This window comes from Mesorhizobium sp. B2-7-2, assembly GCF_006440775.1.
Taxonomy (GTDB): domain Bacteria; phylum Pseudomonadota; class Alphaproteobacteria; order Rhizobiales; family Rhizobiaceae; genus Mesorhizobium.
The window spans coordinates 103,106-118,138 of the sequence record NZ_VFTZ01000004.1 but is presented as its reverse complement, the minus strand read 5'-3'; the positions used below and the strand labels follow the sequence as shown (position 1 = coordinate 118,138).

Below are 15,033 nucleotides of genomic sequence, written 5' to 3'. Positions count from 1 at the left end.
CTTTGACGCGTAGGTGACTCATGACCCTCCTCCCATCGTTCTGGCGCGGGCTGCCGCGCCCGGCCTTGCTCGGCCTTTTCCTGTTCTTCTGTGCCGGTTTCGCCGACGGCGCGCTGGTGCCTTTCTTTCCGCTTTGGGCGAGCCGCGAGGCGAATATCCCGATCGGCGCGATCGGCCTTTTGTTTGCCTGCTATGCCGGCGGCGAATTGATCGCCGCGCCGCTGATCGGCGGCATCGCCGACCGGATCGGCCGGCGGCCGGTGCTGGTCCTGTCGTCGCTCGGCGTCGGCTGCGGCTTCGTCGCGCTGTTCTTCGCCCATGGCGTCGCCGCCACCGCGGCCGTGCTGCTTTTGACAGGCATATGCGAGTCGGTGCTTCACCCGACCATCCTCACGGCAATCGCCGATGTGACGGGGCCTTCGGCGCATCCGCGCTGGTTCGGCATGGCCCGAGTCAGCTCAAGCGCTGGACAGATCCTCGGCCCGGCCTGCGGCGCGCTGCTGGCGCTCGTTTCGCTCGGCAGCGTGTTCCTGGCTGGCGGCGGTATGCTGCTTTTCGGCGGCATCGTCATGCTTGCCGCATTCGCCGAGACGCGCGGCCATGCCGCAGCCGACCATGGGGAAACGGAGGAAGAGGAAGGCCTGTCGGCGCTGCTGCCGGCCTTCCGCGACGGCCGCCTGGCAAAGCTGCTTGCCTGGGTCATGCTGTTCGAGATTTCCGGCAACTGGATCGAAGCGGTCATCCCGCTCTATGCGCAGGATGCCGGCACGCTCACCCCGTCCGGTGTCGGCGCGCTGTTTGCCTATGCGGCCGCTCTGACGGTCGGTTTGCAGATGCTGGTCAGCCGCTTTGCCGAGACGCGATCGGCACTTTGGCTGGCAGCCGGCGCCGGCATCTCGACCATCGCCGCCTTTGCCCTGCTGGCGACCTCGCCGGCGATACTTTCGCTGGTCGTCGCAGTCAGCTTCTGCTCGGTGGGACAGATGCTGGTCGGGCCGCTCGTGCCGACCGCCGTCAACGCGCTCGCACCATCGTCGCGACGCGCTTCCTATATGGCCGCCTCGTCTGTGGCGGTCGACCTCAAGGACTCGCTCGGACCGTCGGTCGGCACGGCGCTCTATGCGCTCGCGCCGCGCCTGCCCTGGATCGCCGGCATTCCACTGGTGGCGATCGCCTCGCTGGGCCTCGGCGCCGCGATCGGGCGGGCGCGAAACTCCGCGGACACCGCCGACGACGATGCGATGCCCGGCTCGGCCGTCGAAAACTATCGCTGAGCCTTCAGCGCTGCGGCCAAGACCGCATCGGCCGCCAGCTTCAGATGGAGCTGTCGGCCATTTGCGAATTGCGGAACCGAGGCCTCGCGCCATTGGCCGCTGGACGGTGCTCGCGAAATGCCATGGCAAGGGTGCGCAGCGCCTCGCGCGATTGCGGATCGGAGAGCGTGGAAAGCAGCAGGATTTGGGTCGCCGGCAGCGGCGGCAAGCCGAATTTGCGGCTGACCTCGATCGTGCCCGGCGGGGCGAGCCGACAGGAGAAAACCGCCGTGGCAAGGCCGGCCGAAACGGCTTCCGCAACCGCAAAGGACCCGCAGCCCAGGAAAACCTGCGTCCACGGGATGCCGACCGCGTCGAGCGCACCGGTGACGATGTCGCGGATGCTGCAGGACGGCGAGGAGGCGGCAAGCCGCAGCGGCTCGCCGGCGCGGTAGACGAAATCCGGTGTCGCGTACCAGCCGAATTGCTCCGGCGCCAGCACCTCGCCGTCGCGGCGGTCATCCTCGCGACGCACGATCGCAGCGTCGAGCTCGCCGCGATCGAAGGCGGCGAGCAGGTCGCGCGTATCGTCGAGCCGCACCTCGATGGTCAAAGCCGGATCATGGGCATTGAGCCGCGCCAGCAGGGTCGGCACTTCGGCGCCGCCGACATGGGTGGCGATCCCCAGCCGGAAATGACGGCGGACGGCGGTGAGGCTGGCGACGGCGCGGTCATGCGCGGCAAGCAGCTCGCGCGCGGGCTCCAGGAACACAGTGCCGCGCGTCGACAGCCGCACCAGCCTCGGCGTTCGCTCAATCAATTTTTCGCCGATCCGATCCTCCAGCCGCTTCAGCTTGACGCTGATCGCGCCTTGCGTGCTGCCGAGAGCCTCGGCGGCGCGCGTGAAGCTGCGCAAGTCGGCGACGGCGACGAAGGCTTTCACCGCATCTACGTCCAGCGTCATGTCAGCTATCCCATTTTGTTGTCACTGAAATATCCAACCATGTAATTTTAAAATGATCAAGCCTGCGCTAACTTGGGTTGACCGCGCAGCGGCGAACGGCCATCCGGTTGCGCCCTGCCCAAGAAACTCAAGAGGTCTGACCATGGCACCTGTCCTCACCCGCCGGGGCATCGTCGTTCTGTTTGCCGCATGTCTTGCCTGCCTGATGTTCGGGCTGGAAATATCGAGCGTCCCAACCGTTCTGCCGACGCTGGAACAGGTGCTCGACGCGGACTTCAAGCAACTGCAATGGGTGATGAACGCCTATACCATCGCCGTCACCACGGTGCTGATGGCGGTCGGCACCTTGGCCGATCGCTATGGACGCAAGCGCGTCTTCCTGGTCTCGATCGCCGCCTTCGGTCTCACCTCGCTGATCTGCGGTCTGGCCGGCAATGTCTCGACTTTGATCGTCGCGCGCTTCCTGCAGGGGTTGAGCGGCGGCGCGATGCTGATCTGCCAGCTCGCTGTGCTGTCGCATGAATTCCAGGAAGGCCGAGAGCGCGCCGTGGCCTGGGGCTGGTGGGGCGTCATCTTCGGCATCGGCCTCGGCTTCGGCCCGATCGTCGGTGGCGGCATCGTCGCCGTGTCGAGCTGGCAGTGGGTGTTCCTCATCCACGTGGCGGTCGCGATCGTCGCATTCGCGCTTGCGCTCACCGGCGTCCATGAATCGAAGGACCCGCAAGCAGGCAGGTTGGATCTCGCCGGCATCCTGACCTTGTCGCCTGCCGTCTTCTGCCTCGTCTTCTATATCACGCAAGGACCGGAGCTTGGCTTCGCCAGCCTGGCCGCCCTGGCGATCCTTGGCCTGTCGATCGCAAGCTTCGTGGCGTTCTTTATCGCCGAAAGGATCAGCAAGCGGCCGATGTTCGACTTTTCGGTCTTTCGTATCCGCCCGTTTTCCGGCGCGATCGTCGGCTCGGCGGCAATGAACATCAGCTACTGGCCGTTCATGATCTATCTGCCGATCTGGTTCCATGCCGGATTGGGCCTCGACAGCGTCGCCACCGGCCTTGCCTTGCTCGCCTACACGCTGCCGACGCTGGTGATGCCGCCTTTGGCAGAGCGGCTGTCGCTGCGCTACCGGCCCGGCGTCATCATTCCGGCAGGGCTCGCGATCATCGGCATTGGCTTCCTCCTGATGAGGTGGGGCAGCGCCGCGGCTCACGCCAACTGGCTGACCATGCTGCCCGGCTGCCTGATCGCGGGCATTGGCCTCGGCATCACCAACACGCCGGTGACCAACACCACCACCGGCTCGGTTTCGCGTGATCGCGTCGGGATGGCATCCGGCATAGACATGAGCGCGCGCATGATCTCGCTTGCCGTGAACATCGCCGTGATGGGTTTTATCCTGGCGAGCGGCGCGCTCGCGCATCTCATGGCAGCGCTGCCCGATCTCGATAACGCAAGGCTCTATTTATTCGCCGAGGCGATCGCGGCCGGCAATCCAGTGCCGGGATTGCCGGACAAGGTCGCGCATGACGCGCTGGCGCACGGCTTTGGCTGGGTGATGCTCTATGGCGGTATCGGCGTCTGGGTCATGGCGGCAATCGGCTTTGCCATCTTCAAGGCACGACCGGCGCGGCAGGAGGCGGTTCAGCGCCCGGACTGAACCGGATGCTGGTCAGCCGACCGGCTGCAGCGGGTCGCCGCCGATCTTCGACAGCTGGATGACCGCCTGGGTGCGGCTGTCGACGCCGAGCTTCTGCAGGATGGCCGAGACATGCGCCTTGATGGTGGCCTCGGAGACGCCGAGCTCATAGGCGATCTGCTTGTTGAGCAGGCCCTCCGCCAGCATGCCGAGCACCCGCGTCTGCTGCGGCGTCAGCGCCTGCAGGCGCTTGATCAGGTCGGAGATTTCAGGGTCGCGCTCGACGCCCAGCTCAATGCCGGCCGGCGCGGCAATGTCGCCGGCAAGCACCGCCTGCACGGCGCCGCGGATCTCGTCCATGCTGGCTGATTTGGAAATGAAGCCGGAAGCGCCGAGATCGAGCGCGCGGCGGATGGTGACGGGATCGTCATGCGCCGATACCACCACCAGCGGCACCGCCGGATGGATGCCGCGCAGCGAGATCAGGCCGGAGAGGCCGCTGGCGCCCGGCATCGACAGGTCGAGCAGCACCATATCGATATCTTCGTTGGCAAGCACCAGCGCTTTGGCGCTTTCGAAATCGCCGGCCTCGTGGATGGCGGCAACATCGCCGATGCCGGCAAGCGCCTCCTTCAGCGCGCCGCGAAAAAGCGGATGGTCGTCGGCAATGACGAAAGTGTGGCCCGACGGCAAATATTCCTCCCCCGATCCCATCATCATTGTGTGCTTCTTGCGGGGACCGGAATGATTATGCGGCGACGCGGCGCGTTTTCAAGCGACAAAGGCCGCGCGTGGGGTTTTCCCCAGGGCGGCTCTGCAATCAGGTCTTCTGCTGGTTCAGCTTGCCGTCGCCGTCTTCCTTGTCCAGGTCCTTGACGATGTCCTTGAAGGTCCGGAAGAAGCGCTCCATGTAGCCCATTGTCTTGTTGAAATCCTCTTCGCTGGGCAGTTGCGATTCCAGCCGGGCGGACAACGAATTCTCGAGCTTGGCGACACGCGCGTCGAGCGCCTTGACCGAATTGTCCAGCCGGTCGATCTCGTCCTGGTAGGCGGCCCGCTCGTCGGCGGCCATCTTGCAGACGAGCTGGCCCGAGCGCTCCTCGCAGACAGACATGGCGCCGGTCCTTGTGTCCATGCGGACATAGCCGTTGGCCGATTTCTCCAAACGGTAGTGGTCGGTTTCCTCGGAATAGGCGGATGCGGCAACCAGCGAGCAAAGCGCCGCGGGGATCACGATGTGCTGCAGACGCATGTTGTTCCTCCATGAGCCAGTGAAGGCGGGCTATCACAGGTTTGCGCCGGAAATGGGGAAGAGTCGAGCTTCGAGCCTTCCCCGCACCTTCGGTTCGGACTATAGCGCGACAATGTCTCAGATTATCTACAAGATCGCGCCCGAGGCGCTGTGGCGCGAAGCCGAGAAGAACGGGCGCTTCACCGGTGCGCCGATCGACATCGCCGACGGCTTCATCCATCTCTCCACCGCCGGCCAGGTTCGCGAGACGGCGGCCAAGCATTTCGCCGGGCAGACGGACCTGCTGCTGATCGCGATCGACGCGGCAAGGCTGGGTGATGCGCTGAAATACGAGGTCTCGCGCGGTGGCGCCCTGTTCCCGCATCTCTATGCCGAGCTCGACCTCGATGCGGTTCTCTGGGTAAAGCCGTTGCCGCTCGGCGCGGGCGGCCACAAGTTCCCGGCGCTGGAGGGCGAATGAGCGTGCTCGACCGGATCGGCCAGAAGCTGCTTTTCTCCTTCGATCCGGAAACCGCGCATGGCCTGTCGATCGCGGCGCTGCGCTGCGGGCTGCCGGTCGGCGCGACGGCGCCGCGGCGCCCGACGCATGACGCACGGCTGAAGGTTAGCCTTTGCGGCCTCGACTTCCCCAACCCGCTCGGCATGGCCGCCGGCTACGACAAGAACGCCGAAGTGCCGGACGCGCTGCTTGGGCTTGGCTTCGGCTTTGCCGAGGTCGGCACCATCACGCCGCTGCCGCAAGCCGGCAATCCGAAGCCGCGCATCTTCCGGCTGACCGCGGACGAGGCGGTGATCAACCGGCTGGGCTTCAACAATGAAGGCCACGCGGCCGCCGAAAAGCGTCTTGCCGCGCGCAAGGGCCGGCCGGGCATCGTCGGCGTCAACATCGGCGCCAACAAGGACAGCACCGATCGCATCGCCGACTATGAGCGCGGCGTCGCCCGCTTCGCGCCCCATGCGAGTTATCTGACGGTCAACATCTCCTCGCCCAACACGCCGGGCCTGCGCAACATGCAAGCGCGCGAGCAGCTCGGCGAGCTGTTGTCACGTGTGATGGAAGCGCGTGCCGCCGCCCCCGCGCAGCCGCCGATTTTCCTCAAGATCGCGCCGGACCTCGTCGAGGCGGAACTGGAAGACATCGCCGCCGAAGTCGTCGAGAAGAAGATCGACGGCGTCATCGTCTCCAACACGACGCTGGCGCGGCCAGGATTGCGAAGCGGCGGCGTGGCGAATGAAACCGGCGGTCTTTCAGGGAAACCGCTGTTCGAGCGTTCGACCGCGGTTCTGGCCCGGATGCGCAAATTGCTCGGGCCCAACATGGCCCTTATCGGCGTGGGCGGCGTCGACTCCACCGAAACGGCGCTGGAGAAGATCCGCGCCGGCGCGGATCTCGTCCAGCTCTACACCGGCATGATCTATGCCGGGCCGGCACTGCCGGGGCGCATCATTGCCGGCATGGCGCGGTTCGTGGAACGCGAGCGGCTTGGCTCGATCAGCGACCTGCGCGACTCGGCTTGCGAGCGCTGGGGTTCAAAACCGATCAGCTGAACGCCGTTCGCATTCTCAGCCGCAGGACCGTCAGCAAGCTCAGCCCCCTCACCAGCAGGAAAACATGCAGCGATGCCCACAGGCCGCTGTTGCCGAAGGCCGGCGCCAGAGTGATGAGCGCAGCGCTGAAGGCGAGGAACGACAACAGCATCATGTTGCGCATGTCGCGCGACCAGGTGGCGCCGATGAAGACGCCGTCCATCTGGAAGGCCAGCACGCCGCTCAGCGCCGTGAAGGCCGCCCAGGGAAGATAGGTGTCGGCGACCGCGCGAACATCCATCGAGGTCGTCACCAGCGCCACCAGACTGGCGCCGGCGGTCAGCAGGATGAGCGTGGCGATACCGGCGAGGCCAAAGCCCCAGATCAGCGTCAGCCGTACCGCCTGCCGGAATGGGGCAGGCGCATGCGCGCCGATGGCGCGGCCGGCGAGCTGCTCGGCGGCGGTGGCGAAACCGTCGAGGAAATAGCCGGCGATGAGGAAGAAGTTCATCAGCACGGCGTTGGCGGCGAGCGTCACCGTGCCGAACTGTGCGCCCTGCCTGGTGAACAGCGCGAAGGCGGCAAGCAGCGAGAAGGAGCGGATCATGATGTCGCGGTTGAGCGACAGCATGCGCCGGTAGGCCGGCAGGTCGAGGATGCGGCGGCGCGACGGCCGTTCCAGCTTGCGAAAGCGGGCGAGCACGATGGCAAGGCCGAGCAGCATGGCCAGGAACTCGCCGGTGACCGTCGCCCAGGCGACGCCGGCAACGCCCCAGCCGAGCTCGAGGCCGAGCAGGAAGCAGAGCGCGATGTTGATGCCGTTGAGCACCGCCTGCAGCATCAGCCCGAGACCGCCTTCGCCTCGCCCCAGCACGTAGCCCAGTATGGCGTAGTTGATCAGCGAGAAGGGCGCTGCCAGCAGCCTGATGCGGATATACACCGACATCGCTTCGCTGACACGCGGCTCGGCGCCCATGAACCATTGGCCGGCGACGGCAAAGAGCGGCGCAAGGGCGGCAAGGATGACGCCCGCGACGACCGCGATCAGCACGGCGCGCCACAGCACCGCCTGCTCCTCCAGCGCATCGCCGCGCCCGAAGGCCTGGGCGACGAGGCCGGTGGTGCCCGAACGCAGGAAGTTGAAGGTGGTGAAGACGACGTCGAACACCAGCGAGCCCGCCGCGAGGCCGCCGAGCAGGGCAGCATCGCCGAACTGGCCGACCACCGCGGTATCGACGATGCCGAGCAGCGGCGTCGTCAGATAGGCAAGCGTCATCGGCACCGCGATCGCCAGCACTGAGCGGTTGGTGACGACGAAAGACCTGGCGTTGGCTTGAGTCGCGTCCAAGGGAATTGCTGCCTGTCCGATTGCGGCTTGATCGAGGACCCGATGTGCCCCAGTTTGCCGGCATCACGCAACCATATCCGCCGGACTGCCAACCGAATTGCAAACCTGGCGCAGCCCCCAATTCATGCCGCTGCAGATCGTCCATCACCCCGACTATGACGCAGGCTTCGCCGTCAACCATCGCTTTCCGATGAGCAAATATCCGCTGCTGATGGAGGCCTTGCGCTTACGCGGTCTAGCCGTGCCCGGCGCGCTTTCGCTGCCGGAACCGCCACCGGCTGCACTGCTGAAGCTGGCGCACGCCGCCGACTATGTCGACCAGGCGATCGCCTGCCAGGTGCCGGCGAAAATAGAGCGCGAGATCGGCTTTCCGATCGGCCCGCGCGTGTCATTGCGGGCGCAGCTCGCCACCGCGGGTACGGTGCTGGCCGCCAGGCTGGCGCTGAAATACGGCATTGCCTGCAACGCCGCCGGCGGCAGCCATCATGCCAGGCGCGCGCACGGCGCCGGCTTCTGCACCTTCAACGATGTCGCCGTCGCCTCGCTGGCGCTGCTGGCGGAAGGCGTCGTCGAAAACGTCCTGGTCGTCGATCTCGACGTGCATCAGGGCGACGGCACGGCCGACATTCTCAAGGATGAGCCTCGCGCCTTCACCTTTTCCATGCATGGCGAGCGCAACTACCCGGCGCGCAAGATCGCGTCCGACCTCGACGTGGCCTTGCCGGACGGCACCGGCGACGGCGCCTATCTCGAACGACTCGCCGCCATCCTGCCGGTCCTATCCGGGCAGAGGCATTGGGACATCGTCTTCTACAATGCGGGCGTGGATGTCCATGCGCAGGACAGGCTCGGCCGGCTGGCGCTCACCGACGACGGTCTCGGCGCCCGCGAGGACATGGTTATCGGCCATTTCCGCAGACAGGGCGCGCCGCTGTGCGGCGTCATCGGCGGCGGCTACTCGACCGACGTGCCGGCGCTGGCCGCGCGCCACGCCATCCTGTTCGAGGTGGCGTCGCGATATGCGTGAGGCCGCGCTGGGCTACTTCCTGTAGCTGGCGATCCTGAGCAGCACGAACACCGGCACGACGATCGCGGCGCCGAGCAGGATATAGCCCAGGAAGCGGTCGATGGCGTGGAAGCCGAGATTCCACAAATCGACGAAGAACTGGCGGATGCCGTAGAAGACGTCCATCGGCGACCAGCCGAAGGCATGCATGACGAGGCCGACGAGGAAGGAGACCACGAGCAGCTTCAGGAACACCCTGAGCGGCGTGTCGCCAAGAAAGCGCGTCAGTGCGGACAAGGCCATTCTCCGGTTCGAGTCGCCCGATTCGGCGGCGTGGCCCAGAAATACGCATTCGCTTGTCCGCCATCAAGCGGCCCGGCTGCCGACCTGCACCGCCTCGAAACCCTAATTTTGCGTAAACAGAAACGCTGCAAATTGCTGAAAACAAATAGAAAAATCTTCATTTTGCCGGTCCGCGCAATGTGCCTGCAATTTTCGCCTGACAGATAGGGCCGGTCTTTCGAGCAATGTGTCGCAACGGAAGTTCGGACCGCAAGGCGCCTGCCTTGCGGCACGGCTTTATTTTGCCCGCGAGAGACAAGCGAACCGGAGCGGCCATCCCAGGAGCCGGCTTCACAGGTCAATCCGCGCATGGTGTTGCCCTGCGCATATGCGTTTGGAGTGGAACGTGTCTTATCGAACCAAAATCGCCCTTACCGCGGCTTTTGCCGCCTGTCTCAGCGCGACGGCAATGGCCGCCGACCTCTCGCCCGCCTACAACGATCCGCCCGCCTTTCAATGGAGCGGCGCCTATGTCGGTGTCCATGGCGGAACGGCCTTCACCAAGATGCCAAATCCGTTCGCCGGCCGGAATGGCTGGAGCGGCGGCGTGCAGGCCGGCTATAACATCCAGTCGGGCCCGGCCGTGTTCGGCGCCGAGCTCGAAGGTTCCTATCTCGGCGGCGCCGAACACAATGTCCAAGGCGGCAAGATCAAGGAGAAATGGCGCGCCGCCGCGAAGGCCAAGGCCGGTCTCGCCTTCGACCAGACGCTGGTTTTCGGCACCGCCGGTGTCGCCATGACCACATTCGACAAGGCAGGCGGCGTGCGCGACACCGACAGCCGCAAGCTCGGCTATCTGGTGGGTGCAGGCGTCGAGCAAGCCTTTGCCGGCGGCCTCTCCGCCAAGGTCGAATATGACTATATCCGCACGCCCGATGTGGAAACGAGATCAGCGATCGGTAAAGCGAAGACAAGTATAGGCAGCCAGGAACTGAAGGCCGGCATCAACTACCGCTTCTAGCGCCTGGAATGCCGGAGAGCAGTTTTCCGTGGCGGCCCGGCCCCGCCGATCTCCACCGCGGGAAACTGCCTTTCTCCGCCTTGATGCGCGTCCGCGTAATGTCGATGCAATTTTCACGGCCTAGCTGGCAAAGGCCTATCCCAGGGAATCGGACCATGTTCATATCAACCAGGGGCCGCAAGCTGGCCCTGAAAAGCTTGTTTGCGGCGGCGCTTGTCTGCCTGTCCGCCTGCGCTTCCGACGTCATGAAGAACTATGTCGGACAGCCTCTCGAATCCGTCGTCCTCGACTACGGCCCGCCGACCGCGGTCATCGAACTCGGCCAGGGCGAGCGCGCCTATCAGTGGCGCAAGATCTCCACCAATGCGGTCTCCGGCTCATCGAGCGGCGAGGTGCGCCGCACCAAGCACGGCAGCGAATATGAGGTGACCGAAACGCCCGGCTATGTCGAGCGCCAGGAGTGTTTCTACACATTCTACGCCCGTTCGTCCGGCGGTCGCTGGTTCATCACCAATTTCCGCAAGCCGAAGTTGGAATGCGAATGAGACCATCACAAGCGGCGGACTGGCTCTTGCCGCGTAGCGGCCGAAGCTTTACCGGGCCGACCAGGACGGCTGCACGCTGCTCCAGCGGCGGAGATTGAAGAATGCGTATCCTGCTGATCGAGGACGAGCCGGAAATGGCGTCGGTGCTGAAGACCGCGCTGGAGCGGCAGGATTTCGTCGTCGACCGGACCGCGACGCTGGCGGATGCCGAGATCATGGCGAAGATCGGGACGCACGACGCGATCGTGCTCGACCGCCGCCTGCCCGATGGCGAGGGCCTCGACTTCATCCCGCGCCTGCGCGCCATGAATGTCGACACGCCGGTGATCGCGCTGACCGCCATGGCCGGCATCGACGACCGCGTCGCCGGGCTGAATGCCGGCGCCGACGACTATATGGTGAAGCCCTTCGCCACCGAGGAACTGGTGGCGCGGCTGCGTGCGCTGCACCGGCGGCAATTCACCTTGCGCGCCGAGCGTATCGAGGTCGGCCGCCTCGCTTACGACTTCCGCGATCGCGAGGCGCTGGTGGACGACAAGGCGCTCGAATTGCCCCGGCGCGAACGCCTGGTGCTGGAAACGCTGATCAGGCGACCGGGCCGGGCGATCATGCGCCGGGCTTTGGAGGAGGCGGTCTACGCGCTGGATGACGAGATCGGTTCAAATGCCCTCGACGCGCATATCTCCAGGCTGCGCCGCAAGCTGGAAGACGTCACCGCTGGCGTGGAGATCCGCGCCATCCGCAATATCGGCTATCTGCTCAGGGCCTTGCCGTGAGGCAGCGGCGGCCACGTTCGCTGCAATGGGTGCTGGTGCGGCGGCTGATCCTGCTGCAGGCAGCTATGCTGGCCATCTTCATCGCGCTCTGCGCCGCGGCGCTCTGGATCGCCAACCCGACGCCGCTGGTCGACAATGAGGCCGCCGTCGCGGCGCTGAAGGGTGCCGTCGACCGCGACGCGAACGGCCGGCTGGTGGTGCGCGAGACGGCAGAACTCGAGCAATTCCGCGAGAGCTTTCCGCATGTCTGGTATGTTATCCGCGACAAGACCGGGCAGAGCATCCGCTCCGGCGCCGTGCCGGATATCTATGCCGGCACACCCGGCCTTCTGCTGGACTCGGTCGAGCGTGCCACCCTCAACCTCAATCGCGATGATCTGCGGCCCGAAGCCTATGTCGAGAACATTACGACCAAGGCGGGGCCGGTGCAGATCATCACCGCGACGCGCTCGTCGCGGGAACAGACCGACGGGCTGGAAGTGAACATCTCGGCGAACGTGGACGTCGCGCGCAATCCCGACGGCAGCCGCAACTGGCAGCGCGCTTTGCCGGCGCTGTCGCTGATCGTCCTGATCCTGGTCCTGCCGATCATCCTGGTCATGGGGCTGACCACGCTGGTGACGACGCCCGCCGTGGTGCGCAGATCCTTCGCCGGCCTGGTCGACACGGCAGATCAGGCCGCCCGCATCGACATCAACACACGCGGCATGCAGTTGTCTGTGCAGCGCGTGCCGCAGGAGATCGCGCCGCTGGTCCAGGCCTTCAACCAGACGCTGGCGCGCCTGGCCCATGGCTACGACCAGCACAACCGCTTCCTGACCGATGCCGCGCATGAATTGCGCACGCCGATCGCCATCCTGCGTACGCGAGCCGAGCTCCTGACCAAGGAACCGCAGAGCGAACGCCTGCTGCAGGATATCGAGAGACTGTCGCACCTGGCCCAGCAATTGCTCGACCATCAGATGCTGGAGCGCCCGGGCGACGAGCGTCGGATTGTCAACCTGACCGAGCTCGGCCGCCGGGTCGCCGCCGACCTTGCGCCGCTGGCGATAGAGGCCGGCTACGACCTTGCCTTCGAGCCGCCGGCCGGCGAGATCCATGTCGAGGTGAACGGCTCGCAGATCGAGCGCGCCCTGGCGAATCTGGTGCGCAACGCCATCGACCATGGCGGCGGCTCCGGCATCATCACTGTCGCGATCGACGAAAGCGGCGGCATCGAGGTGCGCGACGAAGGTCCGGGCATTCCCGCGGCAGAGCGGGAGAATGTGTTCCAGCCCTTCTACCGCCTGCAGCCGCAGTCGCGCGGTGCCGGCCTCGGGCTCAACCTCGCCCGCCAGATCGCCGAGCTGCATGGCGGCACGGTCAGGATCCTGGACGGTTCAGGGCGGGGTGCGCGGGTGCGTGTCGAACTGCCGGCATCAAGGTGTTGATCGCCCGTCGCGCAGAGGCATCAGGACTGCTTTGCCGATTGCTTGCAGCCCGGGCCTCATGTTAACGAGGTCGCCGACGCGGGTATGATGTAATGGTAGCTTGTCAGCTTCCCAAGCTGAACGCGCGGGTTCGATTCCCGCTACCCGCTCCAGCTTGCGGCGATAATTCTGAGCCGCTTGGGAGCAGCTTGCGGTTGTTGCGCGGAAGTATAAAAAGCGAAGCATGCCGCGCGCCCTGTCGAAATATAATGTCCGCGAATGGTTCAGATGTCGACCGTTGGTCGACCGCAAGAATCATGCCCGCTACCAAATTCGAGAGCGCATGGCGCTGGCCAGGCACGCGGGCCCAGTGCCGCTTCCTCGCATCCATGGCCGAAACGTCCTGATTACGATCAGCTTCAACGACCACCAGGTGATCGAGTGGCAGACCAAGTTGATCGCGCGAAATGTGCCCGAGGCACTCCAGGTTGTTGCCGACAACTCAACCAACCCGGCCGCAAGGGACGCCATTCGCGACATCTGTGCAGCGGCCGGTGTTGCTTTTGTGGCAGCGCCGGCCAACCCCTGGACAAGTCGAGAGCAGGACGGGGGCAAATCGCACGGCTATGCCCTGAATTGGGCCTGGAGGAACATCGTTCTCGCGAACCGGCCTTCCATGGTCGGTTTTCTGGATCACGACATTTTCCCCACGGCAATGACAAACCCTTTCCGCATGCTGGATCGAGCCGCCGTCGCGGGATTGGTTCGAAAAACGCCAGATGAGCGCTGGTACCTGTGGCCAGGCTTTGCTTTTTTCAACTTAGGTCGATTGCCGACAGATCGGCTCAACTTCGGCAGGGATTGGCTCGACGGGTTCGATACCGGGGGGCTGAATTGGCACTGTCTGTACCGGGCACTCAGCAATGAAGATCTGTGTGCCGCCGACTATGAACGGATCGCGGTCGCTGCCAGCGTAGCGATGGACGAGGCGCTTTTCGAGCGAATTGACAGCTGGCTTCATGAAAGCCGCTTCACGACCGACATTGACATGGCGCCAGCGCGCCGTCAGCAGTTGCTTGAGCTCAAGCGACGCAGCATCCTGGATACCTTGATGGCACTCCCCGCATAATTCGGCTGCTCCAGGTGGTCAGGGGAACTGTACTGGTCGATCAGGTCACGTTATCGACCAATCAACGCGGGTCAGATTTCAATGCACGAGACGTCATTCGTAAAAGCCGAGATATTTTTGCAAACCTATGGAGACGAGTTCGCTCAAACTGGCGTGCGCGTGCTGGAAATCGGCTCAAAATCCTACGATGCCCAAAATACTTATCGGCCGCTATTCCCCCATCCCAGGTTTGCTTACACTGGCCTCGATATCGAGCCGGGCAACAACGTGGACATCGTTCCGGCGAACACCTTCGTCTGGTCCGAAATCGCAGATTGCTCTTTCGATCTTTGCCTGTCGGCATCTACCTTTGAGCACAACCCGTTCTTTTGGGTCACATTCGCAGAAATCGCGCGCGTGACGAAGCCAGGCGGTCTGGCGCTCATCATCGCGCCGGGGGCAGGCCACGTGCACCGATACCCGTATGACTGCTGGCGGTTCTATCCGGATTCGTGGGGCGCTCTTTGCTCCATGACCGGCATGGAACTAGTGGAAAGCTACTTTGAGACCGACAAGATTGCAGCCGCAAACCCTGAAAACTTTTGGCGTGACAGCGCCGTAGTGGCTCGCAAGCCAAAGCTTTCGGGGGTAGATCTGCACGCGTTTCATTCCCGCCTCCAGAAGATCGCGTCACTTTTCGTTGAGGAGAGGCCACCGTCGCAGATTGCTCCCGAGCGGCATGGCAAATGGGTGGAGGCCTATGAGCACTTCATGCAGCGGAAATACCCCATGACGCTCAGCCGAATGATCAACAAGGCTATCAGACGACCGAGCAAGATTTACTAACGCGTCTGTTTGTACCTCCTGCTGATCGGGCAAAGCCGAGACCCGTCGCAAAGCGGAGCCGGC

The 15,033-nt window shown here is 64.6% G+C and carries 16 protein-coding genes and 1 tRNA gene; 12 read left to right on the top strand and 5 right to left on the bottom strand.

Annotated features, from left to right (window positions below):
- Positions 1–20: 20 nt before the first annotated feature.
- Positions 21–1,274, top strand: coding sequence for an MFS transporter (locus FJ425_RS07375; RefSeq protein WP_140722639.1), 1,254 nt, complete (start codon positions 21–23; stop codon positions 1,272–1,274).
- Between the two features lie 40 nt (positions 1,275–1,314).
- Here the strand turns inward: FJ425_RS07375 and FJ425_RS07370 are convergent, their stop codons facing one another.
- A complete protein-coding gene (locus FJ425_RS07370; protein WP_140722636.1) occupies positions 1,315–2,217 on the bottom strand; it encodes a LysR substrate-binding domain-containing protein in 903 nt (300 codons plus the stop codon).
- A 142-nt stretch (positions 2,218–2,359) separates the two neighbouring features.
- Between FJ425_RS07370 and FJ425_RS07365 the strand changes: the two genes are divergently transcribed.
- A complete protein-coding gene (locus tag FJ425_RS07365; protein WP_140722633.1) occupies positions 2,360–3,871 on the top strand; it encodes an MFS transporter in 1,512 nt (503 codons plus the stop codon).
- Between the two features lie 12 nt (positions 3,872–3,883).
- On the opposite strand, the gene FJ425_RS07360 is transcribed toward FJ425_RS07365, so the two are convergent.
- Together FJ425_RS07360 and FJ425_RS07355 are read right to left on the bottom strand one after the other, a co-directional pair.
- Positions 3,884–4,543: a response regulator transcription factor gene (locus tag FJ425_RS07360; RefSeq protein ID WP_095766186.1), complete on the bottom strand. Its 660-nt coding sequence runs from the start codon at positions 4,541–4,543 to the stop codon at positions 3,884–3,886.
- A 127-nt stretch (positions 4,544–4,670) separates the two neighbouring features.
- On the bottom strand, positions 4,671–5,102 hold the full coding sequence (locus FJ425_RS07355) for a hypothetical protein (RefSeq protein ID WP_095765880.1): 432 nt from the start codon (positions 5,100–5,102) through the stop codon (positions 4,671–4,673).
- A gap of 112 nt (positions 5,103–5,214) precedes the next feature.
- Here FJ425_RS07355 and FJ425_RS07350 point away from each other — a divergent pair, with 112 nt between their 5' ends.
- Together FJ425_RS07350 and FJ425_RS07345 are read left to right on the top strand one after the other, a co-directional pair.
- Complete coding sequence (locus tag FJ425_RS07350; protein WP_181164861.1) at positions 5,215–5,562, top strand: DUF952 domain-containing protein; 348 nt, start codon at positions 5,215–5,217, stop codon at positions 5,560–5,562.
- Positions 5,559–6,650: a quinone-dependent dihydroorotate dehydrogenase gene (locus FJ425_RS07345; protein ID WP_140629597.1), complete on the top strand. Its 1,092-nt coding sequence runs from the start codon at positions 5,559–5,561 to the stop codon at positions 6,648–6,650. Before FJ425_RS07350 ends, FJ425_RS07345 begins: the two co-directional genes overlap by 4 nt.
- Here FJ425_RS07345 and FJ425_RS07340 read toward each other — a convergent pair.
- Entirely contained in the window at positions 6,643–7,983 is a 1,341-nt protein-coding gene (locus FJ425_RS07340; RefSeq protein ID WP_181164875.1) for an MATE family efflux transporter, read from the bottom strand. The genes FJ425_RS07345 and FJ425_RS07340 overlap by 8 nt on opposite strands.
- Before the next feature lie 118 nt (positions 7,984–8,101).
- Here FJ425_RS07340 and FJ425_RS07335 point away from each other — a divergent pair, with 118 nt between their 5' ends.
- Positions 8,102–9,004: a histone deacetylase gene (locus FJ425_RS07335; RefSeq protein ID WP_140629592.1), complete on the top strand. Its 903-nt coding sequence runs from the start codon at positions 8,102–8,104 to the stop codon at positions 9,002–9,004.
- A 12-nt stretch (positions 9,005–9,016) separates the two neighbouring features.
- Here the strand turns inward: FJ425_RS07335 and FJ425_RS07330 are convergent, their stop codons facing one another.
- Positions 9,017–9,280, bottom strand: coding sequence for a DUF6460 domain-containing protein (locus tag FJ425_RS07330; protein ID WP_140629588.1), 264 nt, complete (start codon positions 9,278–9,280; stop codon positions 9,017–9,019).
- Between the two features lie 391 nt (positions 9,281–9,671).
- On the opposite strand from FJ425_RS07330, the gene FJ425_RS07325 reads away from it, so the two are divergent.
- The 7 genes from FJ425_RS07325 (at position 9,672) to FJ425_RS07295 (ending at position 14,970) form a co-directional block, all read left to right on the top strand.
- Positions 9,672–10,286: an outer membrane protein gene (locus tag FJ425_RS07325; protein WP_140629585.1), complete on the top strand. Its 615-nt coding sequence runs from the start codon at positions 9,672–9,674 to the stop codon at positions 10,284–10,286.
- 155 nt (positions 10,287–10,441) lie between these two features.
- Positions 10,442–10,831 carry a hypothetical protein gene (locus FJ425_RS07320; RefSeq protein ID WP_140629583.1) on the top strand — a complete coding sequence of 130 codons (390 nt, stop codon included), beginning with the start codon at positions 10,442–10,444 and terminating at the stop codon, positions 10,829–10,831.
- A gap of 101 nt (positions 10,832–10,932) precedes the next feature.
- The gene (locus FJ425_RS07315; RefSeq protein ID WP_140629579.1) at positions 10,933–11,607 is read left to right on the top strand and encodes a response regulator transcription factor; all 675 of its coding nucleotides are present in this window, start codon (positions 10,933–10,935) and stop codon (positions 11,605–11,607) included.
- Positions 11,604–13,037, top strand: coding sequence for a HAMP domain-containing sensor histidine kinase (locus tag FJ425_RS07310; RefSeq protein ID WP_140629576.1), 1,434 nt, complete (start codon positions 11,604–11,606; stop codon positions 13,035–13,037). Before FJ425_RS07315 ends, FJ425_RS07310 begins: the two co-directional genes overlap by 4 nt.
- Before the next feature lie 78 nt (positions 13,038–13,115).
- Positions 13,116–13,189 (top strand) — tRNA-Gly (locus tag FJ425_RS07305).
- Between the two features lie 71 nt (positions 13,190–13,260).
- The gene (locus FJ425_RS07300) at positions 13,261–14,145 is read left to right on the top strand and encodes a hypothetical protein (RefSeq protein WP_140629573.1); all 885 of its coding nucleotides are present in this window, start codon (positions 13,261–13,263) and stop codon (positions 14,143–14,145) included.
- Between the two features lie 81 nt (positions 14,146–14,226).
- Positions 14,227–14,970: a methyltransferase domain-containing protein gene (locus tag FJ425_RS07295; RefSeq protein WP_140629571.1), complete on the top strand. Its 744-nt coding sequence runs from the start codon at positions 14,227–14,229 to the stop codon at positions 14,968–14,970.
- Positions 14,971–15,033: the final 63 nt, after the last annotated feature.